The sequence below is a fragment of the Pseudosporangium ferrugineum genome (genome assembly GCF_003002065.1).
Taxonomy (GTDB): domain Bacteria; phylum Actinomycetota; class Actinomycetes; order Mycobacteriales; family Micromonosporaceae; genus Actinoplanes; species Actinoplanes ferrugineus_A.
On record NZ_PVZG01000013.1, the window covers coordinates 140,742 to 154,415 of the forward strand.

Sequence of the window (13,674 nt, forward strand, 5' to 3'; positions counted from 1 at the left end):
CCGCTCCGCCACGGCCGTCCCCTCCGCGCGGAGGGGACGGCCGCCGCCGTTCCGGCTTAAGGTCATCGCATGGCAGCTTCCAGGTCGCCCGCCGAAGAGATCGAGATCGCGGGTCATTCCGTACGGCTGAGCAGCCCCGACAAGGTCTGCTTCCCGCAGCGCGGCTACACGAAGCGGGACGTCTTCGAGTACTACCTCGCGGTCGGCGACGGCATCATGCGGGCCCTGCACCACCGGCCCACCACGCTGCAGCGCTTCCCCGACGGCATCGAGGGGGAGATGTTCTTCCAGAAGCGCCTCTCCACCCGGGGCGTGCCGCCGTGGGTGGAGAGCGCGACGATCACGTTCCCGAGCGGGCGCACGGCCGACGAGCTCTGCCCGGCCGACCTGGCGCACGTGGCCTGGGCGGCCCAGATGGGCACGATCGTCTTCCACCCCTGGCCGGTACGCCGCGACGCCCCCGACCACCCCGACGAGCTGCGCCTCGACCTCGACCCGCAGCCCGGCACCGGCTTCGCCGACGTGGTCGCCACCGCCGGCGTCGCCCGGCAGGTGCTCGACGAGCTGGGCTGGGCGTCCTACCCGAAGACCTCCGGCGGCCGGGGCGTGCACATCTACGTACGGATTCAGCCGAAGTGGTCCTTCGTGCAGGTGCGCCGGGCGGCCATCGCGCTGGCGCGGGAGATCGAGCGGCGCAACCCCGCAGGCATCACCACGTCGTGGTGGAAGGAGGAGCGGGGCGAGCGGGTGTTCCTCGACTACAACCAGATGGCACGGGACCGGACGATCGCGTGCGCGTACTCGCTGCGGGCGAACGCCCGGGCCACGGTCTCGGCCCCGGTCACCTGGTCGGAGCTGCCCGCGGTCGAACCCGACGACTTCGACCTGCGGACGGTGCCGGCCCGGTTCGCGCGGATCGGCGACCCGCACGCGGCCATCGACGACGTGGCACACGACATCACGCCGCTGCTGGAATGGTCGGCGCGCGACGAGAGGGCCGGCGCCGGCGACCTGCCCTACCCGCCCGACCACCCCAAGATGCCGGGCGAGCCACCCCGGGTGCAGCCCAGCAAGCTGAACCCCGCGAACTGGGACGTCACAGAATGATCTTGAAACCCTCGTGCGTCGCGTGGAAGCCCAGCGACGCGTAGAAGCGGTGCGCGTCCGTGCGGCGCTTGTCGCTGGTGAGCTGCGCCAGGCCGCAGCCGCGCGCCCGGGCCCGGTCGAGCGCCCAGGCCATCATCCGCCGGCCGAGGCCCTGCCCGCGCCGGTCCGCGCGGACGTGGACGCCCTCGATCGTCACCCGCTCGACGCCGCGGCGGCTCAGCGACGGGATGTAGGTCAGCTGGAAGGTGCCGACGATCTCGCCGTCCAGCTCGGCGATGATCAGCTCGTTGCGCGGATCGGCGTCGATCGCCTCGAACGCGGCCAGGTACGCCGCCTCCGACGGCTCGGGCTCCCCGGGCCGGGGGAGCCGGCCGCCGTCGTACAGGTCCAGGATCACGGGTACGTCGTCGCGCACCGCGGCGCGGAAGATCAGGTCAGCCACGCGGACATCCTGACACGCCCGTCGGGCTGAGCCGCGCGGCGCCGGACCCCGGGCACGATGACGCCATGCGGTTGCTGCTCCTGCCCTTCCGGCACGTCTACCGCGGGCTGGTGTACCTGGCCAACTCGCCGCGGACGCTCATGCTGTCGTACCTGATGCTGATCGTCATCTGCTCGGTGCTCTACGACATCTTCGAGAAGGTGTCCTTCGGCGACGCCCTGTGGTGGGCGGTCGTCACCGCCTCCACGGTCGGGTACGGCGACATCTCGCCCGAGTCGTGGCAGGCGCGGATCATGGCGGCGATGCTCATCTCGCTGATGGTGCTCGTGGTCGTCCCCCTGATCACCGCGCACTTCGCCAGCAAGCTGATCGTCGACACCGACGCGTTCAAGCACGACGAGCAGGAGGAGCTGAAGAACAACCTGCGCCGGGTCCGCCGGCTCCTCGAGGAGCTGGCGGAGCGCGAGGGCGTCAGCGTGCCGGACAGCGCAGCCCCTTCGCCGGCACCTTCAGACCGATCAGATACTGATCCACGGCGCTGACGATGCACGGCGTGGCCGGATAGGCGGTGTGGCCCTCGCCCTCCCAGGTCAGCACCTGCCCGGTGCCGAGCATGCCGGCCAGCTCGGCGGTGTTCTCGTACGGCGTCGCCGGGTCGCCGGTCGTACCCACCACCACGATCGGCGGGGCCCCCGTCGCCGCCCCGACCGGGTACGGGTCCTTCTTGCCCGGCCAGAACGTGCACGGCAGCATGCCGATCGCCAGCGCCGCGCCGAACAGCGGATACTTCGCGCGCCACTCGCCCTGGAGCTGGCGGATCCGCTCGACCGAGGGCGCCTCGTCCGTGTCCGCGCAGTTCACGGCCAGGTTCGCGTCGAACAGGTTGGAGTAGCTGCCGTCCGGCTTGCGGTCGGCGTACTGGTCCGCGAGGTCGAAGATGCCGTTCGCGTCGCCGCCCTGCAACCGGTCGACGGCCTTGGCGAGCTGCTGCCAGCCGGCCTCGTTGTAGAGCGAGGAGATCACCGCCACGAAGATCCAGCCGGGCGTGGCGTCGCGGCCGTCGTCGCCCGGCACCGGGGAGGCCGCCGCCTTGGCCAGCGCGTCGGTCACCGCCTTCCGCGCGTCCGGGGCGATCGGGCACTTGTCCGGGGTGGCGGTGCACCACCGCGTGAAGTTCGTGAACGCGCGCTCGAAGCCCTTCGCCTGCGACTCCGAGCCGGCGATGAAGTCCTGCTTCGGGTTCACCGCGCCGTCGAGGACCAGGGCGCGGACCTTGCCCGGGAACAGCTGCGCGTACGTGGCGCCGAGCAGGGTGCCGTACGAGAATCCCAGGTAGGTGGTCTTGGCGTCGCCGACCGCGGCGCGCAGCGCGTCCATGTCCCGGGCCGCCTGCTCGGTGCTGAAGTTCACCAGCTGGTCGCCGTACTTGCGGCCGCAGCCCTCCGCCACCCGCTTGTTGAGATCCACGATCCGCTGGAAATCGGCGTCGGATGTCGGGTCCGGCGGCGCGGCGAACGTGGCGTCCTGGTCGGCGTCGCTGATGCACTTCACCGGGCTGGACCGGCCGACGCCCCGCGGGTCGAAGCCGACGAGGTCGAACTTGTCGGTGATCTCCGTGGGCAGCCCGCCGAGCGCCTGGCCGAAGGAGAGGTAGATCGCCGTGTCGATGCCGGAACCGCCGGGGCCGCCCGGGTTGATCAGCAGGGAGCCGATCCGGTCCCGCTGGGTCTTCGCACGCACCCGGATCATCGCCACGTCGTAGGTGCCGCCGCTCTGCGGTGCGTTCCAGTCGACCGGCACGGCCACCGACGCGCAGTCGTACGCCATGCCCTGAGCGCCCCGGCCGACCAGTTCCTGCGGCACCTCCGGGCACGGGGTCCACTGCGCCTGGGTGCCGGGAACCGCGGGCGGCGCCTTGCTGCCGCTGGTCCGCGGCGGCGTCGCACCGTCGTTGTCCTCGGGCGAGAAGACCGGCAGCGTGCAGCCGGCGGTCATGACGACCGCGGCGAGCAGGGCGGCCAGGACCAGGCGGGGGGTACGCGGCACAGTGCGCGGCCTTTCTTCCGGCGGCAGTCCCCGCCGCACCCGGTGCGGCGGCGGTTCCCGCGGCCTTCGTTTCCGACGGCGGTTTCCGCGCACGAGGCTACGCGGTGGTTCTGACAGAATCCCTCAGCGGCTCGTCAGGACGTCCGCCAGGTTGAACCGGACCGGCCGTTCCAGCTGCTCGTACGTGCAGGAGTGCGGCTCCCGGTCCGGCCGCCACCGCTCGAACTGGGCGGTGTGCCGGAACCGTACGCCCTCCATGTAGTCGTAGCGCACCTCGACCACCCGCTCCGGGCGCAGCGGCACGAACGACAGGTCCTTGCCGGCGTTCCAGCGGCTCACCTCGTTCTTGCGCGGGGTCCGCTCGCCCGACTCGTGCGCCGCCCAGTTCCACGGGTGCCCCTCGAACGTCGTGACCAGGTGCTGCAACTCGGCGAAGAGCTCCTCGCGCACGGCCATCGGGAAGGAGCCGATCACGCCGACGGACACCAGCACGTCGCGCTCGTCGTACAGGCCCAGCAACAGCGAGCCGATCCGGTTGTCGCCGGACTTGTGTACGCGGTAGCCGGCGACGACGCAGTCCGCCGTACGCTTGTGCTTGATCTTGCTCATGACCCGCTTGTCCGGTTCGTAGCCCAGGTCCTTGCCCTTGGCGATGAGCCCGTCCAGCCCGGCGCCCTCGAACTCGGCGAACCACCGGCGCGCGGTCTCCAGATCGTCGGTGGCCGGGGTGACGTAGACCGGCGGCTTCGCCCCGGCCAGGCACTCGACCAGGCGGGCGCGCCGCTCGGCGAACGGCAGCGAGGTCAGGTCCTCGTCGCCGAGCGCCAGCAGGTCGAAGGCGACGAAGCCGGCCGGGGTCTGCTCGGAGAGCAGCTTCACCCGGCTCGCCGCGGGATGGATGCGCTGCTGCAACGCCTCGAAATCGAGCGTGTTGCGCGCGGTGTCGGCGACGATGACCTCGCCGTCGATCACCGATCTCGCCGGGAAGTTCGCCAGGACCGCCTCGACGACCTCGGGGAAGTATCGGGTCATCGGCTTCTCGTTGCGGCTGCCGATCTCCACCTCGGCGCCGTCCCGGAAGACGATCGACCGGAACCCGTCCCACTTGGGCTCGTAGAGCTGCCCGGGCGGGATCTCGGCGACCGGCTTCGCGAGCATCGGCTTCACGGGCGGGTTGATCGGCAGGTCCATCCCGCCAGTCTCCCCGCTCCCGCCCGGATTCTCGCGGCCCACGCCGTGAAACTGCCGTTCCACGGGGTATCGGTGGGCCATGACTGCACGGGTGGTGGTGCTGACGGGCGCGTCGAGCGGGATCGGCCGGGCCGCCGCGCTGACCTTCGCCGCACGGGGCGACATGCTGGTCCTCGCGGCCCGCGGCCTCGCCGACCTGGAGAAGGTGGCCGCGGAATGCGGCGGCGACGTGCTCGTCGTCCCCACCGACGTGAGCGTACGCACGGAGGTCGAAGCCCTGGCCGCAGCCGCCCTGGCCCGCTTCGGCCGCATCGACGTCTGGGCGGACACGGCGGCGGTGATGGCGTACGGCCGCTTCGAGGATCTGCCACCGCACGTCTTCGAGAAGGTGATCGCCACCGACCTGCTCGGCGCGGCGAACGTGGCGCGGGCGGCGCTGCGGGTCTTCCGCACCCAGGCCCGGGGCACCCTGATCCTCACCAGCTCCCTGGTCGGGCACATCACCGCACCGAACATGGCGGCGTACTCGACCGCGAAGTGGGGCCTGCGCGCCCTGACCCGCACGCTCCGGCAGGAGACCCTCGACGCCCCGGACATCCACGTCTGCGAACTCGTCCCCGGCAGCGTCGACACGCCCATCTACACCAGCGCGGCCAACTACGCCGGCTTCGTGGGCCGTCCGCCGCCCCCGGTCGACACCGCCGAGCGGATGGGAGAGGCCGTGGTCCGCCTCGCCGGCCACCCCCGCCGCTCCCTCAGCGTGGGGGCGACGAACCGCTTCATCGAATTCGGTTTCAGCGCGCTGCCGCCGGTGTACGACGTCCTGGTCGGGCCACTGATGGGCCGGCTGGGGCTGTCCCGCCGCCTGCCCGCGCCGCCGGACGACGGCAACGTCTTCTCCAGCCGGCCCCGCCACGGGGGTGGGCCGGCCCGGCTGGGACGCACGGCGGTGGGGGCGGCGGTGGGCGCGGCCGCTGTGGCCGCCGTGGCGGTGACCGGCGGGGCGGCCCTGGCGATACGCCGCGGCATGCGCCGATAGCCCCTGTGCGGCCGTCGGCAATTCCCTCACCGCCCCGGCCGGTTGCTCCTGGCCGTTGTGGCTTGCTCGTGGCCGTTGTTGGCTTGCTCCTGGCCGCTGCGGCTTGCTCCTGGCCGCTGCGGCGCAACAACGATAATGGCACATTCCTGGTTTGGATGCCCCGAGGGGAGGGCGGGATAATTCTGGAGTGCGGCAATTACAGTTCTTCACCGGTGCGCAGATGGCGGGAATGCGCGAGCACGGCGCGTCCCGCTCCCATTCTCCCGCGGGTGAAGCATTTCGTCGCGCGCATGAGCGGCACCGCGCCTGGGGCCTGCGCCGCCGTCACGCCGAACGCCTACGCCGCCTCCGCGACCGGGCCGACGACGCGGCGGCCATCGCCTCGCCGCCGAGGCTCGTTCGGGTGGGGGACGGGCTCGCTCGGGTGGGCGACGGGCTCGTTGGAGCGGGGAACGGGCTCGCCCGGGTGGGCGACGGGCTCGTTGGGGCGGGCGACGGGCTCGTTCCGGCGGAGGACGGGCTCGCTCGGGTGGACGACGGGGTCGTTCCGGCGGGGGACGGGGTCGCTCGGGCGGGCGACGGGCTCGCCCGGGCCGGCGACGGCTTGGCGGCCGAGGCGACCATGCCTGAGCGTGACCGGGTCCCGTCACCGGCTACCCCTGGACCCGGCACCCGACCCGAGACGATGCCCGAGCCGTCGACCGAGAGGGTGCAGGCGTGTGCACCCCAGCCGGCTCTCGGCGTGGGGAAAACACCAGTTCAGCCGGTGGGCGCCCGCAGGGATGGGGAGCACGGCAGACCGACACGTCCCGTCCCGGTGACGCGTCGGGCAGTGCCTGCGGGTCGGGCAGTGCCTGCGGGTCGGGCAGTGCCTGCGGGTCGGGCAGTGCCTGCGGGTCGCGCAGTGCTCGCGGGTCACGCGGCACCCGCGCGTCACGCGGTGCCCCCGCCGCGCACACTTACAGTCCCGCGAGCGCGTGCCGCGCCGTCCATCCGTGCAGCTCTTCGGTCCTGGCTGTCGCCCTCTGCCGAGCGGCCGGTGCGCGCCGCGCACTCAGCACGTGCCCCGCCGTCGTCACGTGCTCCACCCGTGCGTGCCGCGCACCGAGCGTGTGCCGCTCCACCCGTGCGCCGCTCCACCCGTGCGTGCTCCACCGTTGGCATGGGCCGGGGGGTCGTGGATGCTGCGACCCTTACTGCGCGGCCAGAGACATATGGGGGCGGCGGCGGAGGCGTATTGTTGAGGTTATTGCCACCATGGATATCAGCACTGCCAGCGTTATTGTGGCGTGGATTGTTCCTCGGGTCATGAGGTGCGGGTCGGCGGGGTTCTCGATGGCGTAGGTGCCTATTTCTCGGGAGAACCAGAAGGGGAGGGCGTGGGCCACCGTTGTTTCGGGGTCGAGCATCATTTGCATTGCTACCACCGTGAGCAGGACCAGCATTCCTTCGAGTTCTCGGGGGAGCAGGGCGCTCAGGGCCAGGCCGAACGGTGCCGCTACCGCCACCGTCAGGAGCAGGATCAGGGCCACCGCGCCGTAGCGGACGTCGAGGTCGAGGCGGATGAGGAGGAAGTACGGGACGATCAGGGTCAGGCCTACCGTCCACAGGGCGGCCAGGCGGCCCAGGTAGAGCTCGTGGGTGGCGTAGCCGGAGAGGCGCAGGCGGGGTTCGATCGTGCGGGCCGCGTTGCCGGCGAAGAGGGCTGCCGTGCTGAGGGTCCAGCCGATGCCCAGGGAGACGAAGCGGACCGACTGCCAGTAGGCCTCGCCCCGGCGGCTGTAGTAGAAGGCGAGGGGCAGGAGGGCCAGCAGGATGAGGACTCCGCGGCGGCGGGAAATCTCGCGGAGGGCCATCTCGGCGACGGTCAGGATTCTCATCGGGGGCTCCCCGGGGTCAGGTCGAGGACCGCGTCGGCGCGGTCGAGTTCGCCGAGGCGGTGGGTGACCACGACCACGGCCTTGCCGGCGTCGCGCCAGCGCCAGACCTGCTGCCAGAAGTCGAGGTAGCTGCCGTTGTCGAAGCCCTGGTAGGGCTCGTCCAGCAGCAGGACGTCGGGGTCGCCGAGGCCGGCGAGGACCAGGTTGAGCTTCTGCCGGGTGCCGCCGGACAGCTGCCGGGCCACCCCGGAGGTGCCGGGCCGGGGCCAGTCGAGGGCCGCGGCGGCCGTGCGGCCCTGCGCTCTCGCTTCCGTACGCGACGAGCCCCGTCCCGCCCCGACGAGGACGAAGTGCTCGTCGGCGGTGAGGAAGTCGGCGGTGCCGCCGTCCTGGGGGCAGTAGCCGAGCGTGCCCCGGATGCGGACGTGGCCGGAGTCCGGGGAGATGAGGCCGGCGCAGATGCGCAGCAGGGTGCTCTTGCCCGAGCCGTTCGCGCCGATGATCGCCACCGTCTCGCCGGCGTGGACGCGCAGGTCGACGCCGTGGAGGACGGTGCTGCGGCCGTACCTTTTGATGATCTTGGTGGCCTCGAGGCGCGGCTCGCCGGACGGTGCGCGACGCAGCTCGGCGGTCGCGCCCCGCAGGCTGTCGACGAGGGTGACGGCGTAGGCGGCCGGCGGTCCGAAGACCTGGAGCGGGGCGCGGCCGCTGTCGCGCAGGTGGGTCGCGGCCTCGGCCACCAGCGCGGCCGGATCGACCCGGCGGCGGCGCAGCTCGGCCGCGAACGCGGCGAGCCAGTCATCGACGGTCACGGGACCTCCATGATTGCGTTGACGTTGCCGACGAAGACGGCCCAGTCGGCGCCGGCGGACGCCAGCGTGGCCTTGCCCTCCGCGCTGAGCCGGTAGTACTTGCGGGACGGTCCGCCGTCCCCGGCCCGCCAGTCCGCGACGACCAGGCCGAGGCGTTCCAGCCGGAGCAGGGCCGGATAGAGCGTGCCCCCGGCGATCGGCCCGAGCCCGCCGGCCTCGAGCCGCTGCCCGATCTCGTAGCCGTACGACTCCCCGCGGGTCAGCGCGCCGAGCACGCAGAGGTCGAGCACCCCGCGTAACCACTGCTGCCGCCGCTCCACACGAGACAAGGTAGCACCACTACCTAGTGCCGGTGGTGCAGACTTCGGCCATGGCCGATCGCGATCACCGCCGCCAGACCGCCTACTCGGATCCGCGGGCGTACGCACAGCTCGTCTCGGCGCTGCCCGCGACCGTGCCGGAGCTGGGTGCCGTCGTCCGCAATGTGCTCGTGCACTATCGCGGCGGCCTCGACTTCCCGCCGGACCGGCTCGAGGAGATCGAGAGCCGCTGGGTGGACCGGATGATCGGTCACGACCAGCGGCGCTTCCCGGGCGTGCCGCTCGCGCGGGAACGGGCGCCGGAGGAGCGGGTCGTGGGCTGCTGCCGCGACTTCACCCTGCTGACCGTGGCGACGCTGCGGCTGCACGGCGTGCCCGCGCGCAGCCGGGTGGGGTTCGCCGACTACCTCCAGCCCGAGTTCCACGTCGACCACGTGATCACCGAGTGGTGGGACGGCTCCCGGTGGATCGCCGCGGACACCGAGTTCGATCCGGCCGCCGGCCTGCCCGTGGACCCGCTGGACGTGCCGCTGGCCGACGGCGGCCTGGTGCCGGCGTCGCGGGTCTGGCAGGCGTTCCGGCGCGGCGAGCTCGACCCGTCGACGTACGGCGTGGGCCCCGGCGTCCCGATCGGCGGCGGCTGGTTCATCCGCGACTACGTGCTGCACGAGGCCGCCCACCGGTACGGCGACGAGCTCTTGCTGTGGGACCGCTTCGGCGCCATGTCGCACGATCTCGACGGCGACCTGGGGCTGATCGACGAGGTGGCCGCGCTGCTCGTCGCCGCCGACGCCGGTGACGAGGCCGCCGAGCGCCGGCTCGCCGGGTGGTACGCCACCGACGACCGCCTGCACCCGGGCCCGGCGATCGTGAGCGAGTCCCCGCGCGGATCGGTGACGAAGGTGGACCTGGCCGCGCGGGCCTAGTGCACGAGCAGGGCGACGAGCCGGTCCAGCTCCGCGTCCGGGTTCTCGGCCAGACCCATGTGGACCGGGCCGGCCTGGAGGATCGTGCTGCGGGGGGCGACCATCCAGCGGAAGCGTTCGCCCTGCTTCAGCTCGCGGGCCGCGCCGCCGTCGGTGCCGCCCGCGCAGGTGATCTCCCAGGACTTGAGGGCGGCGCGGATGTTGTCGAGGTCGGCGTTCGGGTCGAGGGCGAGGAGGCGCTGCTCGTGCAGGTGCGTACGGGCGCAGAGGAAGTCGAGCCGCTGGCAGTAGAGCACCACGCCGACGTTGATCAGCTCGCCGCGCTCGACGCGGGGGACGGCGCGGATGATCGCGTACTCGTACGGGACTCTCATGGGGCCGGCACCCACGCCGCCGGTGCCGCCGCCCGCGCGAGCAGGTGGTCGCGGTACGCCGCGCGGGCGTCGCCGGCGCTGTCGAAGTCGAACTCGGCCAGCCACTCGTCGGGGACCAGCGTCAGCACCTCGTCGAGCAGGTCCGCGGTGAGCCGGGGGACGAGGTCGGCGGCTGCCGCGGGCACGGCGGTCGCGTACGGCTTCAGCACGTGATCGTCCCACTTGTACGCGCGGTGCACGACGTTCGCGGCCCGCGCCCAGTTGTGGTGGAAGTACAGCGTCGCGCCGTGGTCGATGAGCCACGGATCGCCGTGCCACACGAGCAGGTTGGGGTTGCGCCAGCTGCGGTCGACGTTCTCCACGTACGCGTCGAAGACCAGCACGCGGGAGGCCAGCTCCGCCTCGACCGGGTGGGCGACCGGGTCGTAGCCCAGCGAGCCGGGCAGGTAGTCCATGCCGAGGTTGGCGCCGGCGCTGGCCTTGATCAGCTCCTGCACCTCCTCGTCGGGCTCGGCGCGGGCCACCACCGGGTCGAGCTGGGCGACGACGAGTTCCGGCACGGGCAGGCCGAGGCGCCGGGCCAGCTCGCCGGAGACGACCTCGGCGACCAGCGCCTTGGGGCCCTGACCGGCGCCGCGGAACTTCACGACGTACGTGCCGAGGTTGTCGGCCTCGACGATGCCGGGCAGCGAGCCGCCCTCCCGCAGCGGGGTGACGTATCGGACGGCGGTGACCTCGGGCAGCACGCGCCTACCCTAGCGTCGCGGGCCCCTGCCGGCGCAGGTCCGCCACCCGGGTGAGGGCGTCGCGCAGCTCGGTGAGCCACTCGTCGGTGTGCTCGCCGACGAGGCGGACGCACCAGGCGAGCGCCTCGGAGCGGCTGCGGGCCACGCCGGCGTCGACGAGCGTGTCCAGGACCCGCCGTTCGGGCTGGCGCAGGCGGGTCATCACCGGCGCGGACAGGTGGGTGAAGAGCTCGTCGGTGTCGCCGCAGCGCACGCCCCAGCTGACCTTGCGCTGGTAGCGGTGCTCGACCTGGCGGGCGACCCGGATCCGGTCGTCGCGGCTGTCCTCGCGGAACTGGTGGATCCGCCCGGCCTGGGCGGCGGTGCGGTCGGCGTCCGTGGCGTCGGCGGCGAGGCCCGGGGCCGGCACCCGGCCCCAGATGATGATCTCGTCGCGGTCGACGACGACCTCGGGCGGCTCGGCGAACCAGCCGTCGGGCGCGGCGCCGGTGATCCAGGCCGCGGCGTCGTCGGCGGGTGGCGGCTCGGTCCGGGTCCCGGACGGTGGGCGGTAACGCATGATTACATGCTTACACCGTTGCAGGCGTTGCGCCAGAGTCAAAGGACAAAGGCGTCGGTCCAGAGCTGACGCGTACGCCCGGAGAGCGCGTCCATCAGCGCCACCGCCTGGCTGTCGGTGAGCGCGGCGACGAAGTCGATGACCGCCCGGCCGCGGGCCCGCGCCAACCGGTCCGGGGTGCCCTCGCCCAGCTCCATCTCGGCGAGTTCCACCAGGTCGCCCAGCCGCCGCGGGAGCCGCTCCGCCTCGTCCGGGTCGGCCAGCCAGTCCAGCAGCGCCGACACCAGCGAGCCCAGCAGCCGCGCCTGGCCGCGCTGGTGCAGCGCCAGATCGGGGCGGGCCAGCACGAACCGGTTCTGCACGAACTTGAGCACCTGCACCTCGTGCCACTGCGCCGGGGCGAGCAGCACATGACCCGAGCGCACCGCCGGGGTCTCGGTCACCTCGATCGAGTCGACCAGCCGCTTCGTCCAGGTCGCCGAGAACGCGGCGACCTGGGCCTCCGCCTCCAGCGAGCCGTCGAAGGGCGCGCTGAGCAGGCCGTCGACCAGCTCGGCGCGGACCTGCTCGACCGCGGCCGCGAACGCGTCGTCGTCGGCCACCCAGCCGTCCTTGCGGTGCAACTGGCGGCGCAGCGCCTCGATCGAGCTGCCCGGGCGGCGGGCGACCAGGTCCTCGTCCGGCGTACCGGAGAAGGAGGTGCGCTGCCACGCCATCAGCTCGGCCGCCACCGAACCCTGCTGCAGGACGCCGACCCGGTGCACGTCCTCCAGGTCGTGGATCGCGTACGCGATGTCGTCGGCGGTGTCCATCACCGAGGCCTCGGGCGTCTGCTGCCAGTCCGCCACCCGGCCCGCGAAGGGCAGCCGCGCCTGGAGCATGTCCTCGACCTCGGTGGAGTACGCCCCGAACTTCAGCGACCCGCCGTCCGGGTCGTCCGGGGGAGCGGCGGCACCCCGCGGCGGCGGGTCCAGGAAGCGCGGATGCGGCGACGGGTGGGTACGCCGGGTCCACGGGTACTTGAGGATCGCCGCGCGGGTGGCGGCCGTCAGGTTGAGGCCGATCGTGGCCTGGCCGCGGATCTCCGTGCTCGTCACGATCCGGTACGACTGGGCGTTGCCCTCGAAGCCGTCGCGCAGCCGCAGCCGCTGCCGGGCGAGGTTGTCGAGCACCCGCTCGCCGAGGTGGCCGAACGGGGGGTGCCCGAGGTCGTGGGCCAGGGCCGCGGCCTCCACGACGTCCGGGTCGCAGCCGCCGAGCTTCTCGAGGGTGTCCGCGTACGAGCGGAGCAGGCGCTCCGCGATGGCCCGGCCGACCGAGGCGACCTTGAGGCTGTGGGTCAGCCGGTTGTGCACCAGCAGGCCGCCCCCGCCGGGGCTGATCACCTGGGTGACGCCGCCGAGGCGGGCGAAGAACGGCGAGCTGACGATCCGGTCCCGGTCCACCCGGAACGGGCTGACCGCCAGGTCGCCGGGGGCGACGAGGCCGTCACCGAAAAGGCGCCGGGCGCGGAGATCCTCCATGCGCCCGACGCTATTACATCCGGGGTACCGGGCCGTCAGCGCGCCTGCAGCGCGTCGAGGGCCACGGCCATGGCCGCCACCAGGCGGCGGTCGAGCTGCGGGTCGTGGATCGTCACGACGTACTTGTCGCGCAGGCCCCACTTCTTGACCACCGAGAAGGCCGGGCGGTCGCCGAGCAGGAACTCGAAGTGGTACGGCAGCCAGGACAGCGAGTCCACGAACCGGCGCAGGATCGCGACCGCCATGTTGGTCTCGCGGCCGATCATCTCGCCGTGCCCGGGCTGCTCCAGGTGCCACGTCGAGCGCAGCAGCGACTCCTTCCAGTTCTTGCGGAAGAGGCCGATCGGGGTGCCGGCGGCGTCCGTCACGTCGTACGTGGCGCCGAGGTCGATCACCTGGCGGGCCTTGAAGCCCAGCACCGGCGTCGACTTGGTGTCGTCGGTGTAGAGGGTGACCTGCTCCTTGAACGCCATCCGCTTCTGCTGGGCGAAGGCGAGCACGCCCGCTTCCGACCCGTCCGGGGCGACGGCGTGGACTTCGTACTGATTGACCATCAAACGGACGCGCTGCCGCACGATGAGCTGCTGCTGACTTTGAAGAGTGTCGACTGTCACGGGCGCAGTGTGACACAGCGCCCCTTCCTGAGGAGATCCACAGCACCCGGTGGCGGTGAGGGCCCGTGGCCGGTCAGACTGACAGCCGGGACAGA

General features: G+C 72.5%; 15 protein-coding genes. 4 read left to right on the forward strand and 11 right to left on the reverse strand.

Annotation, left to right across the window (positions count from 1 at the left end):
* Positions 1-69: 69 nt before the first annotated feature.
* The gene (gene ligD, locus CLV70_RS25760) at positions 70-1,107 is read left to right on the forward strand and encodes a non-homologous end-joining DNA ligase (RefSeq protein WP_106129173.1); all 1,038 of its coding nucleotides are present in this window, start codon (positions 70-72) and stop codon (positions 1,105-1,107) included.
* Here ligD and CLV70_RS25765 read toward each other — a convergent pair.
* Positions 1,097-1,549, reverse strand: a complete 453-nt coding sequence (locus CLV70_RS25765; protein ID WP_106129174.1) for a GNAT family N-acetyltransferase — start codon at positions 1,547-1,549, stop codon at positions 1,097-1,099. The genes ligD and CLV70_RS25765 overlap by 11 nt on opposite strands.
* 65 nt (positions 1,550-1,614) lie before the next feature.
* On the opposite strand from CLV70_RS25765, the gene CLV70_RS25770 reads away from it, so the two are divergent.
* A complete protein-coding gene (locus CLV70_RS25770) occupies positions 1,615-2,091 on the forward strand; it encodes a potassium channel family protein (RefSeq protein WP_106129175.1) in 477 nt (158 codons plus the stop codon).
* Here CLV70_RS25770 and CLV70_RS25775 read toward each other — a convergent pair.
* The gene (locus CLV70_RS25775) at positions 2,021-3,595 is read right to left on the reverse strand and encodes an alpha/beta hydrolase (protein ID WP_425440222.1); all 1,575 of its coding nucleotides are present in this window, start codon (positions 3,593-3,595) and stop codon (positions 2,021-2,023) included. The genes CLV70_RS25770 and CLV70_RS25775 overlap by 71 nt on opposite strands.
* A 123-nt stretch (positions 3,596-3,718) precedes the next feature.
* A complete protein-coding gene (locus CLV70_RS25780; protein WP_106129176.1) occupies positions 3,719-4,786 on the reverse strand; it encodes an ATP-dependent DNA ligase in 1,068 nt (355 codons plus the stop codon).
* Positions 4,787-4,865: 79 nt separating this feature from the next.
* Between CLV70_RS25780 and CLV70_RS25785 the strand changes: the two genes are divergently transcribed.
* Complete coding sequence (locus tag CLV70_RS25785; protein ID WP_245908457.1) at positions 4,866-5,825, forward strand: SDR family NAD(P)-dependent oxidoreductase; 960 nt, start codon at positions 4,866-4,868, stop codon at positions 5,823-5,825.
* Positions 5,826-7,018: 1,193 nt separating this feature from the next.
* On the opposite strand, the gene CLV70_RS25790 is transcribed toward CLV70_RS25785, so the two are convergent.
* From CLV70_RS25790 to CLV70_RS25800, 3 genes are read right to left on the reverse strand one after another with little or no spacing between them, the layout of a single operon-like run.
* Positions 7,019-7,705, reverse strand: a complete 687-nt coding sequence (locus CLV70_RS25790; RefSeq protein WP_106129178.1) for a hypothetical protein — start codon at positions 7,703-7,705, stop codon at positions 7,019-7,021.
* On the reverse strand, positions 7,702-8,517 hold the full coding sequence (locus CLV70_RS25795; protein ID WP_106129179.1) for an ATP-binding cassette domain-containing protein: 816 nt from the start codon (positions 8,515-8,517) through the stop codon (positions 7,702-7,704). The genes CLV70_RS25790 and CLV70_RS25795 overlap by 4 nt, the downstream gene beginning before the upstream one ends.
* On the reverse strand, positions 8,514-8,837 hold the full coding sequence (locus CLV70_RS25800) for a PadR family transcriptional regulator (protein ID WP_106129180.1): 324 nt from the start codon (positions 8,835-8,837) through the stop codon (positions 8,514-8,516). Before CLV70_RS25800 ends, CLV70_RS25795 begins: the two co-directional genes overlap by 4 nt.
* A gap of 50 nt (positions 8,838-8,887) precedes the next feature.
* Here CLV70_RS25800 and CLV70_RS25805 point away from each other — a divergent pair, with 50 nt between their 5' ends.
* On the forward strand, positions 8,888-9,763 hold the full coding sequence (locus CLV70_RS25805; protein ID WP_106129279.1) for a transglutaminase-like domain-containing protein: 876 nt from the start codon (positions 8,888-8,890) through the stop codon (positions 9,761-9,763).
* Here the strand turns inward: CLV70_RS25805 and CLV70_RS25810 are convergent.
* Genes CLV70_RS25810 through CLV70_RS25830 form a run of 5 tightly spaced genes read right to left on the reverse strand, consistent with a single transcriptional unit; the run spans position 9,760 to position 13,579 of the window.
* Positions 9,760-10,137 (reverse strand): DUF3037 domain-containing protein, encoded by a 378-nt coding sequence (locus CLV70_RS25810; protein ID WP_106129280.1) that lies wholly within the window; start codon positions 10,135-10,137, stop codon positions 9,760-9,762. The two genes, CLV70_RS25805 and CLV70_RS25810, sit on opposite strands and share 4 nt — an antisense overlap.
* Positions 10,134-10,883 (reverse strand): HipA family kinase, encoded by a 750-nt coding sequence (locus CLV70_RS25815; protein WP_106129181.1) that lies wholly within the window; start codon positions 10,881-10,883, stop codon positions 10,134-10,136. Before CLV70_RS25815 ends, CLV70_RS25810 begins: the two co-directional genes overlap by 4 nt.
* A 4-nt stretch (positions 10,884-10,887) precedes the next feature.
* Complete coding sequence (locus CLV70_RS25820) at positions 10,888-11,442, reverse strand: hypothetical protein (protein WP_106129182.1); 555 nt, start codon at positions 11,440-11,442, stop codon at positions 10,888-10,890.
* 38 nt (positions 11,443-11,480) lie between these two features.
* Positions 11,481-12,965, reverse strand: coding sequence for a deoxyguanosinetriphosphate triphosphohydrolase family protein (locus CLV70_RS25825; RefSeq protein ID WP_106129183.1), 1,485 nt, complete (start codon positions 12,963-12,965; stop codon positions 11,481-11,483).
* Between the two features lie 35 nt (positions 12,966-13,000).
* Entirely contained in the window at positions 13,001-13,579 is a 579-nt protein-coding gene (locus CLV70_RS25830; RefSeq protein WP_106129184.1) for an LURP-one-related family protein, read from the reverse strand.
* Between the last annotated feature and the right edge of the window lie 95 nt (positions 13,580-13,674).